Consider the following 11,492-nt stretch of genomic DNA (forward strand, 5'->3'; position numbering starts at 1 on the left):
TCGTTCTGGTTGACGTGATCAACCCTGCCCGGGGGCGTGTTTGCCTGCAAGGCAGTCTTGAGCAGACAATGCCTGCCCTGGAGGCATACATGGAGATCAGAGTCCTCGGCTACGTCGTCGCCGTAGCCGAAACCGGCACTCTCGTCGGCGCCGCCGAGCGCCTGCACCTCACCCAGCCGACGCTCAGCCGCCAGCTGCGCGACCTCGAACGCCGCCTGGGAACCCCCCTGTTCCACCGTGAGGGCCGTCGCATGACCCCCACCCCGGCGGGCGAGGCGCTGCTCGCCCGTGCCCGGGTGATCCTCGCCGAAGCCGAAGCCGCGCAGGAGGACGTGCGGCTGGCGGCGCAGGGGTTGCGCGGGCGGCTGACCATCACCTTCGCCGGGTCCGGGATCAACGGCCCGCTCGGCGCCGCCCTGCGCACCGTCCGCGAGACGCTCCCCGACGTCGAGCTCCGCCTGGTGGAGAGCTTCAACGACGCCCGGATGTCCGCCGAGGTGCTGGAAGGCCGCTGCGACCTCGCCGTGCAGCGGCTGCCCGCGCAGGACGAACGACTCGCCGTACGCGAGTGGTGGCGCGAGCCCTTCACGCTCTTCCTTCCCTCTGCACACCCGTTGGCCGCAGGCGAGGACGAACTGCCGCTCACGGCACTCGGCGACGTGCCCCTGGTGCTCTGGCCACGGGAAGTCTCACCGCTGTCCTACGACGAGATCGCCGCTCTGTGCCGGCAGGCAGGGGTCGTCCCGCGGATCGCCGCCGAGGCCCGTACGGTGCAGACGCTCCTGGCACTGGCCGCCGCCGGCTTCGGCGCCGCCGTGCTCGCCGACTCCTACCGGGTGCTGCACCGCACCGGCGTCACCCCGCGCCCGCTCGCCGGCGCCACCACGTCCAACTCCCTGGTCTGGCGCCGCGACACGACCAACCCGCTGGTGGCCCGCTTCCGCGAACTGATCCGGTAGGAGCAACCGCGTGGTGAGGAGGCCGGTCGCCACCGTGCCGAGCATGGTCAGGCGCGGAAGGCGAGTCGTTTGACCTCGCGGAGGATCGGGGCGGTCTCGATGGACTGGATGCCGGGGAGCGAGCCGACACGTTGGTCGAGGTAGTGGTGGAGGTCGTGGTCGCCTCGGAAGACTCCGCTGGCCACGAGGTTGTGCGGGCCCGTGGTGGCGGCCGCGAAAGCGATTTCGGGGTGGGCGGCCAGGGCGCGGCCGACGGCCGAGACTTCTCCGGGAGCCACCCGTAGCCAGAGGTGGGTCATCAGGTCGTAGCCCAGGTGCCGGGGGGCGAAGTCCACGGAGAAGCCCAGTGCCCCCTGGGCTTTGAGGTGTTCGAGGCGGCGTTGGACGCTGGAGGGCGAGCGGCCGGTGGCGGCCGCGAGCTCGGGCAGGGCTGCCCGGCCGTCCTTGGCCAGCTCGGCGAGGAGGGCGCGGTCGGTGGCGTCCAGGGACAGGGGCCCCGGAGGCTCGCGGAACTCCGGGGCCGGCAGCGGGGCGCCATTCTCCTCGTCCCTACGGGCCGGGCCGAACGGGATGCCGCTGGCGTACCACGTACTGGTGATGCCGGTGAAGACACGTAGCAGGCAGTGTGCGTCGACGCTCGTCAGGCCGGGGGTGCGGGGCAGCTTCTCCAGGAGGAGCTTGTCCCGCTCGTGCTGCGTGGAGGTGGTGAGGGCGCAGTACAGCTCGCTGCCCCCGGAGGCCAGCGAGATCCAGCTGGTGTCGGGCCGGCGGGCCAGGGCCCGGGCGACGGAGCCCGCGGAGCCGGGAGCGCAGTGGAGGCGCAGCAGCCAACGGGTCATGCCCAGCCGTGCCGGAACGAGCTGGCCGACGACACGGAGGCCCAGCGTGCACAGCCGGCTGTAGCGGCGGGCCAGCGTGCGTTCCGAGGCGCCCAGGCTGCGCGCGATGCGGCTCAGGGCCGCCCGTCCGTCGAGTTGGAGGGCCTGTAACAGCCCTAGCTCCAAGGTGTCGAAGGCACCCGATCCCGATCCCGATCCCGATCCCGGTCCCGATCCCGTCACCGTGGGCTCCCCTCCCGTGCTTCACGCCATCTCATGGTCTCCACGACAGGACCCGACGATAAACGGCCCGGGTCCCGACCGGCCCGCAGCCTGCCGCATTCTCCCGCCTCACCGGCCGGAATCGCCTGTTCCTCCCGCTTCCCGGTGAACGGCTGGGTGGGGCCCGCCCCTCGGACGACCATGACCGGGCCGCTTCACCACCCCGGACGCGGCAGGACAATGAGCATGAGGAGGAGAGCAGCATGAGTGCTTCCGCGATTCCCACGATCGACCTCTCCCAGTGGCGGACCGGCGACCGCCGGAGCCGCGACCGTCTCGCCACCGCTGTCGACCGCGCACTTGAGCGAGCGGGCTTCCTGCTCGTCACCGGCCACGGCGTCGACCCCGGTCTGCCTGCCGCGATCCGCGCCACGGCCCGCGCCTTCTTCCACCAGCCGGCCGACGTCAAGCTGCCGTTCCTGGCGCAGAGCGGCCGGTACGGCTGGAGCGGTCCGGGAGCGGTGGCCACCGGCCGGGCGGAAGGTCTGATCACGCCGCCCGACCTGGTGGAAACCTGGTCGACGGCCCCCGGCCCGTACGACGCCACGGCTGACCGCCCAGGACCCGAGGCCGGATTGCTCCTGCCGGCGGCCTGGCCGTCCCGGCACCCGGCGCTGCGGCCCCTCCTCGCGCGGTACGTACGCTCCATGCAAGCGCTCGCCGACGAACTGCTCGAACTCCTGGCGGCGGCCCTGCGCCGGCCGCTCGACTTCTTCACCCGGCACACCAACCGCCCCGACTGGACCCTGACCCTCAACTGGTATCCCGCCATCACCACGGCGGGAACGCCGCGGCCGGGTCAGTTCCGTGTCGGCCCGCACACCGACTTCGGCACGGTCACCGTCCTCGACCGGCAGCCCGGCAAGGGCGGTCTGCAGATCCACACCGAGGACGAAGGCTGGCAGGACGCCCCGTACGACCCCGAGGCGCTCACCGTCAACATCGGCGACCTGATGGCCCGCTGGACCGGAGACCGCTGGCGCTCCGGCCGCCACCGCGTACTGGCCCCGCCCGCCGACGCCCCGTCCGAGGAGCTGATGTCCCTGGTCTACTTCTACGACTGCGACCCGCACACCGTCGTCGAGTCGCTCCCCGCCCCGATCGGCCGGGTATCCCACCCTCCGGTCACGGCTCGCGCCTACGTCCGCTCCAAGGTCGCCGAGATCGCCCTGAAGTGACATGAAGTGACCTGAAGTGAGAGGCCACTGCTGCCTCCCCGCCTCCGCGAACACGCATCGGACATACTCCCGTACGCAGGCCATCACTTCATGGCCGGCAATTCGCGTGCGAAGTGGGGGCTTGCAGGTGAAGGACGACGTGGGCGGCATAACCGTGCCGGAGCGCAGGGGCAGCAGCTGGAGTCCCGAGGAGTACGGGCAACTCGTCGACGGCATCGCCGGAGGGCTGAGCGTCGAGGAGTTGGCGGGCCGGCATCAGCGCAGCATCACCGCCATCCGCTCGGCAGCCAGGCAACTGGTTCCGGCGGACGAGGCGGCCGATGGTGAGGCGGCCGTCGCGTGGCTGACCGAACGGCTTGCTTCGGGGGCTTACGACTGGCAGGCGCAATTCGCGGAGAACCGACGGGCGCGCACGGCCGCCAGGAGGGAGCGGGAGGCGGCGGGCCGGCGAGGGAAGCGGGAGCGGCCGCTGGTCAGCGAGCCGGGTGCGATCGCCGACGTCTGGCAGGAGGTGACCGGGCATCGCCTGTCGCCCGAACGGCGCGCCGAGTTCCTGGCCAGGAAGCCGCTCAAAGCCCTGGGCGCCTTCCCGGTCGAGGCGCTGCGGCCGGTCGCCGAGCGGTTGTGGCGGGCGGACGGCCGCCTCCTCCTGGAGGGCTGGCTGCTGGACACCGTCTGCCCGGGCTATGCGACCACCGACCTGTCCTGGGAAGCCGTGGCCGGTGACAGCGCCGGCACGGCGACCGTGCTGCGGGACCTGGTGGCCGCGGCCGTGGACGAGCTGCGTCACGCACGGGCCCACGCCGTGCTGTGCCGCCGGCTGGGGTTGGCGGGCCATGAGCCGTCCACCCAGCAGGCCATCGGGCAGGAGTTCTCCCTGACGCCGCAGCGCATCAGCCAGCTGCAGGCCCGTGGCATCACCCGCATGCTCGGCAACCGTGAGCCGGCCACCGTCGCCCTGCGCGAGGCCTTGGGCGACCTCCTCGGCCCGGAACGCGCGCACGGCGCTCCTGTCGCGGCGCGGTTGCCGGCCGTCGTCGAGGTGGCGCTGCCCGGCGTGCCGCTGAACCCCGGCGGCCTGGTGCTGGCCCGTCTCGCCGGGTACGGCGACGAACGGGCCCGGAGTCTCCTCAAGGAGGCCGTCTCGGCGCTTGCCGAGCGGCACAAGGAGGAACGGAAGCAGCAGAGGACGACCGAACGCCGGGAGCGCGCTTCGCGCCGGTGGGCGGCGCAGGTCGCGGCGGCCGACTGGTTCGGCGCTCCCGGTCCGGCCCCAGCCCGGGAGGAGCTGGTGGCCCGGCGCAGCGTGCAGCAGCGCGAGCACTCCGGCGTCTGGTTCAGCCGCAAGCTGAGGCGCGAAGTGCAGTACGAGTCGGTGACCGAACTGCGGGTCGTCCAGCTCCTGGACCACGCCGACCAGGTCGCCTACTTCCAGGAGCAGCCCCTCGCCCTCGGCTACACCCATGCCGGGCGGCGGCGCTCGTACTACCCCGACTTCCTGGCCGTCACCACCGACGGCCGCGCCGTCCTCATCGAGGCCAAGCCGCAGGGTGACATCCCGCTCGCGATCAACCAGGCCAAGCACCGCGCCGCGGCCGGGCTGTGCCGTCGCAAGGGGTGGGGTCTCCTGGTCACCGACGGCGCCCGCACGCGCACGGATCTCGCGGGGCACCCGGCCGACCCGGAGCTGGAGCGCCGCCTCGGTGCGGCTCTGGCCTCCAGGGACCTGACCTGGCCGGACGTACGGGACATCGCGCGCGGCGTCCCCTTCACCTCCCTCGACCTCGCGGCGCTGATCCTGCGCAACGACTGGCACTGGGAGCTGGGCCCCTACCGGCTACGGGTCCGGCCGAGCGCGTAGCGGCAAAACCCGGTTGCAGGCCGGAAAGCGGGCTTCTACGGTTCGCTCATGCTTCCGCCCGTGGACACAGATGAAGAGTGGGACGTCGTCGTCCCCGACGAAACGGTGATGCGGCCGGGAGCCGAGGACTTGTGCGCTCGCCTCGGCCTGGCCGGGGAGCCCCTCGCCCGCTTTCCCGACGGGTCCCAGCCGGTCTACGCGGTGGGCGAGGAGCACGTCCTCAAGCTGTTTCCCGGAGCGGCTGCGGAGGACGGAATCACCGAAGGCCGCGTCCTGTCGTATCTCCAGGGGCGGCTGCCGGTGGCGACGCCGCAGGTGCGCGACTTCGGCCCGTACGAGAACGGCTGGCAGTACGTGCTGATGTCCCGGCTCCCCGGCCGGAACCTGGCCCACGCCTGGGACGGCATCCCGCAGGCCGACCGCGAACGGCTCGTGACCGGGACCGGCGAGGCCCTTGCCGTCCTCCACTCCCTCGATCCCGGCCCCCTCGAAGACGTCCTGGGCCCCGGGGACTGGGGAAGCTTCCTGGACGGGCAGCGCGCCGGCGCCGTGGAGCGGCAGCGCACGCGCGGGTTGCCGGATCACTGGCTGGAGCAGATCCCCGGCTTCCTGGCCTCGGTCCCCCTCCCCCGGACCCCGCGGCGCTCGCTCCTCCACACAGAGGTCATGCGGCAGCATCTCCTCGTCGATCCCGGCGGGTGGCATCTGACCGGGCTCTTCGACTTCGAACCGGCCATGATCGGTGACCGCGCGTACGACTTCGTCGGTGTCGGCTTGTTCGTGACCCGTGGCGACCCGAAGCTGCTGGCCCGGCTCACCGAGGCGTACGGCAGCGCCTTCGAGCCGGACGTGCTGCTCGCCTACACGCTGCTGCACGTGTACAGCAACCTCCCTTGGTACATGCGAGAACTGGGCGTGCCTGCCGAGGGCACGCTTCCGTCGCTTGCCGAAGCGTGGTTCGCCACCACCTGAGGCAGGCGTCCCCTGGTGGAACGGCTCAGCACCGTCCCCCTCATCAGGCGCGGTCGGCGACGCCCCGCTCCTCGGCCTGCTCGTTGGCGAAGCCGGCCTGGTATTCGGATATGGTCACGCCGTCGACCCGGCAGCCGAAGCGCCGGTGGGCCATGAAGCCGGTCCCGCCGCGGCCGGAGCCGGCGTCCAGGACCCGGGCGTCCGCCGGGAGGGGGCCTGGGTGGTCCAGGAACAGGTCGGCCTGGGCGCTCTCGAGCCGGTGCAGCTCGTCGACGATCCGCTGGTCGCGGTCGGCGGATGCGGGGCCTTCGAGGACGCCGGGGTCGTAAGGACCGATGCCGTAGGGGTGATGGTAGAGGCCGTCCACGGTGGCGGCGGCGATCGCCGGTCGGGCTCCGGCGAGTGCGGGTGCGGCTCCGAGCCCGGGGTCGTCGCAGTAGTGGTCGTCCAGCGCCCACGCGGCCAGCGTGCACCGCGCCGGGGCCAGGAGGCGCTCGATGTCGTCGGTGCCGGGGTGGCAGAGCATGATCAGGCGGCCGAAGCCGGTGGCCCGGACGGCGTCGAGCCGTCCCGGGTAGATGCCGGCCTGTGTTCGTCAGGCGCTGGTTCACCCGGTAGGTGCCGCTCTACACCTCCGCCCCAGGAAGAGCCATTCGGGGAAGCGTTCTCGACGACGTTCGAGAGGTGGTTGCCCGTGGGAAGCCGTCCGTCTACAGCGGACAGCAAAAAGGAAAGGAGGTATTCACGCACTCCTTTCCACTCTCACCGTATAGCGCACCGGGGGCCTTGCGGCAAGGCCCCGGTCGTGCCGCAGAATCACCGGCCGAGCCGGAATTCGCGGAAGGGGAGTCGTGAAATGCGTGTGCTGTTGTCGACGTACGGGTCGCGCGGGGACGTCGAACCGCTGGTGGGACTCGCAGTGCAATTGCGGGCGCTCGGCGCCGAGGTGCGGGTGTGCGCGCCGCCGGACGAGGAGTTCGCGGAGCGGCTGGCCGGTGCCGGCGTACCGGTGGTGCCCGTCGGCCCGTCGGCGCGCGAGCTGACGGCGGCCGCGCCGCCGCCGTCGTCCCTGCCCCGGTACGCGGCTGAGCTGATCGCCACCCAGTTCGACGTCATCCCCGCGGCGGCCGAGGGGTGCGACGTGCTGGTGGCGACCGGCATGTTGCCGACCGCGGCCGGTGCGCTGTCGGTAGCCGAGAAGCTGGGCATCCGCTCCGTGTCCGTCACGTTCCAGCAGCTCGACCTGCCGTCGCCGCACCACCCGCCGATGGCGTATCCGGGACGGCCGTTCCCACCGGACGTGACCGACAACCGGGAGCTGTGGGACCTGGACGCCGAGAGCATCAACGCCCTGTTCGGCGACGCGCTCAACTCGAACCGGGCGACGATCGGCCTGCCCCCGGTGGACGACGTCCGCGCCTACGTCGTCGGCGACCGGCCGTGGCTGGCGACGGACCCGGTCCTCGACCCGTGGCGGCCGACGCCGGAGCTCGACGTCGTCCAGACCGGCGCATGGACCACACCCGATCCCCGCCCGCTCCCGGCCGGGTTGACGGCCTTCCTGGAGGCCGGGTCTCCACCGGTGTACGTGGGCTTCGGCAGCATGCCCATGCACGCAGCGGCGGACGTCGCCCAAGTGGCCGTCGACGCGATCCGGGCGCAGGGCCGCCGCGCACTCGTCAGGCGCGGCTGGGCCGGCCTGACCCTGACCGACGACCGGGACGACTGCTTGGCCGTCGGCGAGGTCAACCATCAGGCGCTTTTCGGCCGGGTGGCCGCCGTCGTGCACCACGGCGGGGCGGGGACCACGGCAACGGCCACCCGGGCCGGTGCGCCTCAAGTGGTGGTGCCCCAGGCGGCGGACCAGCCCTACTGGGCGGGCCGGGTGGCCGACCTGGGCATCGGCGCGGCACACCACGGCCCGGCTCCGACCTTCGTGTCCCTGTCGGCCGCGCTCACGACGGCCCTGAGCCCCGGGACCCGGGCACGAGCGGCCTCCGTGGCCGGCACGATCCGCACCGACGGGGCGGCGGTGGCCGCGCAACTGCTGCTCCGAGAGCGGTGAGTGTGTGTACCGCTGGGAATCGGCCTGCGCCCTGCAGGAACGTCTTCGGGGCTGACGCGGGTCACGCTGCCCGGAGGACGTCACAGGAACAGTGGCGGAACTCCAGGCCGAGTTCGTGGTCCACGACCTCGCTCGAGCGGGTGGCGGCTTCGCTCACCTTCTCCCAGGAGCCGTACTTGGTGTGCAGCTGTTCCGCTGTCGGACCGAGAGGGTTGCCGTACTTCTTCTGGTTGCGCGCCTCCAGCTCCGCGACCTGCTCCGGCGTCATGCCCGCACGGACGATGTCCTTGGCGTCGTTGCGCATCTTCACCAAGGTGCGGGCGATGTTTTCCTCCGAGCTTCCCCGGGCGCGCATGGCGCATGCCTTGCGCTCCATGTTCTTCAGCAGCTGGTGATACCGCACCCGCTGCTTGCGAGCGACCTTGCGCTCCTGCGGCGTCTCCTTCCGGATCATGCACACGACCGGTTCCGGGCTGGTGCAGGGGCCGTGGTCCGGAGCCGCCTGGGACAGAGGAGCGACGACCACCGATCCGCAGCCGGCCGGTGTACAAGCGGCGGTCGTGTGCGGCGCGGACGCGGGCTGAGCCGGGGCCGGCTGAGCAACGACCAGCACGGCGTGTGCGGCCAGCGCGACGGGAACGATGCGGCGGGCCAGAGAGCGCAGGGGATGCAGAGGAGGGAGTGACATGGACCCATCCTCGGAAGGGAAGCCCTGATCCGGAGTCAGGGCGGGCCTGCAATAGCCCGTGCGAGTGCGGACTCCACTCGATGGAGTGCAGCGGACGCATAGGGGGCGCCGGCCGCCCGGTTCGGGTGAACGGAGCGGCAGAGGCCGCCTGGGCTGACTATCAGCTATCACACTGACACCAGGAGCGACGACGCGATCGACGAACACTGGAGGCCACGCCCCATGCACGGCATCACCAAGAAGATCCTCTCTGGAATCGGCGCCATGGCTGCGGCGCTGGGTTGCGTCATCGCCGCAGGACCGCCTGCAGCGGCTGCGGGCAAGTGGTGCAACCACTCGGTCTGCATCCAGACCTATGACACGGGCAACTACCTGGGCCGGGTCGAGGTGTCCGTCACCAACACCAATCAGCCGAACCGCATCCGTGCCCGCGTGTGGACCACCAACGGCTGGAGCGCCGGCACCAAGACCGAGGACGTCGCGAAGTTCAGGACGTACCGGGACCAGGCGTACCCCCAGCGTCACTTCCCGCCGGGCACCCGTCTCTGTGCGGAAGGGTTCCGCGGCGACGCCAGCGTAGGACTTCCCTGCACCACCATCACCAATTGATTCCCTACCGGGGCATCGGCCGGTAAGGGCTGCCGCAGAAGTACTGGTTGAGGGCGTCCATTCCGGCGTAGACGATGTCCTCCACCCCTGGGTCGTTGCGCTGGACATTGATCGAGAGGGTCATCCGGCGCTCCCCGTCGCGGTCGGCGAAGGCGAAAGTCTCGTAGCCGGGGATCGAACCGGTCCCGCCCCACATCTCGCCGCAGGTCAGTCCGGCCGACTCCAGGCCGAGGCCGTAGTGCGGGAAGACCGGGGCCTGCTGCGTGGCCACACCCGTGCGCATCTGCTCCAGCGACGCCGGCCGGACCAGCCGGCCGCCGAAGAGGGCCTGGTAGAAGCGGTTGACGTCCCGGGCGTCCGACACCAGCCCGTAGGCGGCCCAGGCGAAGGAGGGGTTGATCTCCGTGATCGGCCGCAACGCCCCCGGTGCTTCCGGATCGATGCCCTTGGGCAGGTAGTAGCCGGTGGCGTGCGGCCCCTCCAGCTCCGGCTCGGTCAGCGGCAGGAACGTCCGGGTCATGCCGGCGGGCTCCAGCACCTGGTTTCGCAGTTCGTCCGCGAGCTGGTGCCCGGTGACCTTCTCGATCAACATGCCGAGCACGAAGTATCCGGTGTTGGAGTACGTGAAGGGCAGTCCGGGCTCGTGCTTCGCGCCCAGGCCGTTCGCCAGGGCCACGAGCTGTTCCGGCCGGTACGTGCGCTTGCCGTAGACCGCCGGGTCGTTGAACTCCTCGTGCTCGATGTAGTCGGCCAGCCCACCGGTGTGGTTCAGCAACTGGCGGACGGTGATGCGGTCGGCCCCGCTGACCACTCCGGGCAGCCGGTCCCCGACCGGGCGGTCGAGCTCCAGTCGGCCGGCCTCGGCCAGCCGCATCACCGTGGTCGCCACCACCCCCTTGGTGAGGCTCGCGATACGGAACTGCGCGTCGTGCGGGACCTCACGTCCCGTCCGCAGGTCGGCGACGCCGCTGGTGACGGTCCAGGAGCCCGTGCTGTCGTCGACCCGCGCCAGGACACCGGGAGCACCGGCCCTCACCATGGCGTCCAGTGCCCTCTGCACCTCGGCGCGCGTGTCCGCCCCGGCCCGCCCCGGCTGCGCCGCGATCGCGGCGGACTCCGGCCGCGCGAGCGCGTTCGACACAGGCCCGCCGACCAGCAGTGCGGTGACCGCACCCACCCCCGCGATCGCTCTCGCCGCCACGCGCTGTTTGCCGTCCCTGCTACGCCTCATGCCCGGCCCTCCGCCCCTCGTTCCTGCGCGGTCTCCGCGCCGCTTCGGCGAGAGACGCTGCAACGACCCTGATCGTCCCGCAGGTTGAGGCGAGAGGTCATCAGACCGAACGGGTATGGAAGGTCAACCAAAGTATTCAGCGCGCGTCATCCGGCAGACGGAAGTAGCACCTTCCAGGCAACAGAAGTCGCCGTATCCGTTGACGGGAGCAGAGAAAGGCCGCGCGCCCGACGGGAAGTCGAAGGACGCGCGGCCTGCCACAGGTGTGGTGATCCCTGTGGCCCTCGGCGGCTGGAACCGGGGCTTACTTGTTGATCAGGGTGTTGCCGTGGCTGAGGTTGCCGACACCGACCACGGAGACCACGTTGCCACCGACGTTCGGGGAGACACGCGGGGCGACCTGCACCACGTTCCCGGCGGCCACGCCCGGGGAGTTCTCCGTGCTGCCGACGGCCTGGCCGTGGGCGCTCGCCGTGGCGGCGCCGGCGCCGAGGGCAGCGGCGGCGAGAGCGGTCACGGCGGCGGCGTTGCGGATGCTCATAGCTTCTCCAAAAGGTGGAAGGGGGAAGTAAGCCAGGTAAAAGCTCTGGCAAGGAAGAGTCTTGCGTAGGAAAAACTGCTGGCACTACCAATGGCCTGTATGTTCATCCTCCTCCGTGACCGCGTCCCCGGCATTGACCCCCTACGGGTGCGGCCCGCCAACCACCTGACGAACACACGTGGTTGAGGGATGCGTGCGATGGACACACGCCTCAGGGGCGGGGCACCCCGTGATGTGGGTGCCACCGCCCCTGCGATGGTTTTTCGGTCCTCCGCGGACCGGCGATCA

At 71.4% G+C, this 11,492-nt stretch carries 11 protein-coding genes; 6 read left to right on the forward strand and 5 right to left on the reverse strand.

All coding sequences use genetic code 11. The features are described 5' to 3' along the window. Positions 1-89 precede the first annotated feature (89 nt). The gene (locus NQU55_RS24690) at positions 90-959 is read left to right on the forward strand and encodes a LysR family transcriptional regulator (RefSeq protein ID WP_168093877.1); all 870 of its coding nucleotides are present in this window, start codon (positions 90-92) and stop codon (positions 957-959) included. Positions 960-1,006: 47 nt separating this feature from the next. On the opposite strand, the gene NQU55_RS24695 is transcribed toward NQU55_RS24690, so the two are convergent. Continuing rightward, positions 1,007-1,963 carry an Lrp/AsnC family transcriptional regulator gene (locus NQU55_RS24695; protein WP_206329540.1) on the reverse strand — a complete coding sequence of 319 codons (957 nt, stop codon included), beginning with the start codon at positions 1,961-1,963 and terminating at the stop codon, positions 1,007-1,009. Between the two features lie 299 nt (positions 1,964-2,262). On the opposite strand from NQU55_RS24695, the gene NQU55_RS24700 reads away from it, so the two are divergent. The 3 genes from NQU55_RS24700 (at position 2,263) to NQU55_RS24710 (ending at position 6,070) form a co-directional block, all read left to right on the forward strand. Then, on the forward strand, positions 2,263-3,237 hold the full coding sequence (locus NQU55_RS24700) for an isopenicillin N synthase family dioxygenase (RefSeq protein ID WP_168093875.1): 975 nt from the start codon (positions 2,263-2,265) through the stop codon (positions 3,235-3,237). A gap of 139 nt (positions 3,238-3,376) precedes the next feature. After that, entirely contained in the window at positions 3,377-5,098 is a 1,722-nt protein-coding gene (locus NQU55_RS24705) for a TnsA endonuclease N-terminal domain-containing protein (protein WP_168093874.1), read from the forward strand. 48 nt (positions 5,099-5,146) lie between these two features. After that, positions 5,147-6,070: a phosphotransferase family protein gene (locus tag NQU55_RS24710; protein WP_168093873.1), complete on the forward strand. Its 924-nt coding sequence runs from the start codon at positions 5,147-5,149 to the stop codon at positions 6,068-6,070. A 43-nt stretch (positions 6,071-6,113) separates the two neighbouring features. Here NQU55_RS24710 and NQU55_RS24715 read toward each other — a convergent pair whose 3' ends face one another. Next, positions 6,114-6,596, reverse strand: a complete 483-nt coding sequence (locus tag NQU55_RS24715) for an SAM-dependent methyltransferase (RefSeq protein ID WP_168093872.1) — start codon at positions 6,594-6,596, stop codon at positions 6,114-6,116. A 330-nt stretch (positions 6,597-6,926) separates the two neighbouring features. Between NQU55_RS24715 and NQU55_RS24720 the strand changes: the two genes are divergently transcribed. Beyond that, the gene (locus tag NQU55_RS24720) at positions 6,927-8,135 is read left to right on the forward strand and encodes a glycosyltransferase (protein ID WP_168093871.1); all 1,209 of its coding nucleotides are present in this window, start codon (positions 6,927-6,929) and stop codon (positions 8,133-8,135) included. Positions 8,136-8,196: 61 nt separating this feature from the next. Here NQU55_RS24720 and NQU55_RS24725 read toward each other — a convergent pair whose 3' ends face one another. Beyond that, entirely contained in the window at positions 8,197-8,823 is a 627-nt protein-coding gene (locus NQU55_RS24725) for a hypothetical protein (RefSeq protein ID WP_168093870.1), read from the reverse strand. Between the two features lie 222 nt (positions 8,824-9,045). Between NQU55_RS24725 and NQU55_RS24730 the strand changes: the two genes are divergently transcribed. Then, positions 9,046-9,432: a hypothetical protein gene (locus NQU55_RS24730; RefSeq protein WP_168093869.1), complete on the forward strand. Its 387-nt coding sequence runs from the start codon at positions 9,046-9,048 to the stop codon at positions 9,430-9,432. Positions 9,433-9,436: 4 nt separating this feature from the next. On the opposite strand, the gene NQU55_RS24735 is transcribed toward NQU55_RS24730, so the two are convergent. Both NQU55_RS24735 and NQU55_RS24740 read right to left on the reverse strand, forming a co-directional pair. Next, positions 9,437-10,663, reverse strand: a complete 1,227-nt coding sequence (locus NQU55_RS24735; RefSeq protein ID WP_256791155.1) for a serine hydrolase domain-containing protein — start codon at positions 10,661-10,663, stop codon at positions 9,437-9,439. A 304-nt stretch (positions 10,664-10,967) separates the two neighbouring features. Continuing rightward, entirely contained in the window at positions 10,968-11,204 is a 237-nt protein-coding gene (locus NQU55_RS24740) for a chaplin family protein (protein WP_168096978.1), read from the reverse strand. Between the last annotated feature and the right edge of the window lie 288 nt (positions 11,205-11,492).

The sequence above is a fragment of the Streptomyces telluris genome (assembly GCF_024519335.1).
GTDB lineage: Bacteria > Actinomycetota > Actinomycetes > Streptomycetales > Streptomycetaceae > Streptomyces > Streptomyces telluris.

What these genes read in the sequence shown, in the direction of transcription:
- NQU55_RS24725 (WP_168093870.1), bottom strand. Translation starts at nt 8,823, where the DNA reads ATGTCACTCCCTCCTCTGCATCCCCTGCGCTCTCTGGCCCGCCGCATC.
- NQU55_RS24735 (WP_256791155.1), bottom strand. Translation starts at nt 10,663, where the DNA reads ATGAGGCGTAGCAGGGACGGCAAACAGCGCGTGGCGGCGAGAGCGATC.
- NQU55_RS24740 (WP_168096978.1), bottom strand. Translation starts at nt 11,204, where the DNA reads ATGAGCATCCGCAACGCCGCCGCCGTGACCGCTCTCGCCGCCGCTGCC.
- NQU55_RS24700 (WP_168093875.1), top strand. Translation starts at nt 2,263, where the DNA reads ATGAGTGCTTCCGCGATTCCCACGATCGACCTCTCCCAGTGGCGGACC.
- NQU55_RS24690 (WP_168093877.1), top strand. Translation starts at nt 90, where the DNA reads ATGGAGATCAGAGTCCTCGGCTACGTCGTCGCCGTAGCCGAAACCGGC.
- NQU55_RS24710 (WP_168093873.1), top strand. Translation starts at nt 5,147, where the DNA reads ATGCTTCCGCCCGTGGACACAGATGAAGAGTGGGACGTCGTCGTCCCC.
- NQU55_RS24715 (WP_168093872.1), bottom strand. Translation starts at nt 6,596, where the DNA reads ATGCTCTGCCACCCCGGCACCGACGACATCGAGCGCCTCCTGGCCCCG.
- NQU55_RS24720 (WP_168093871.1), top strand. Translation starts at nt 6,927, where the DNA reads ATGCGTGTGCTGTTGTCGACGTACGGGTCGCGCGGGGACGTCGAACCG.
- NQU55_RS24730 (WP_168093869.1), top strand. Translation starts at nt 9,046, where the DNA reads ATGCACGGCATCACCAAGAAGATCCTCTCTGGAATCGGCGCCATGGCT.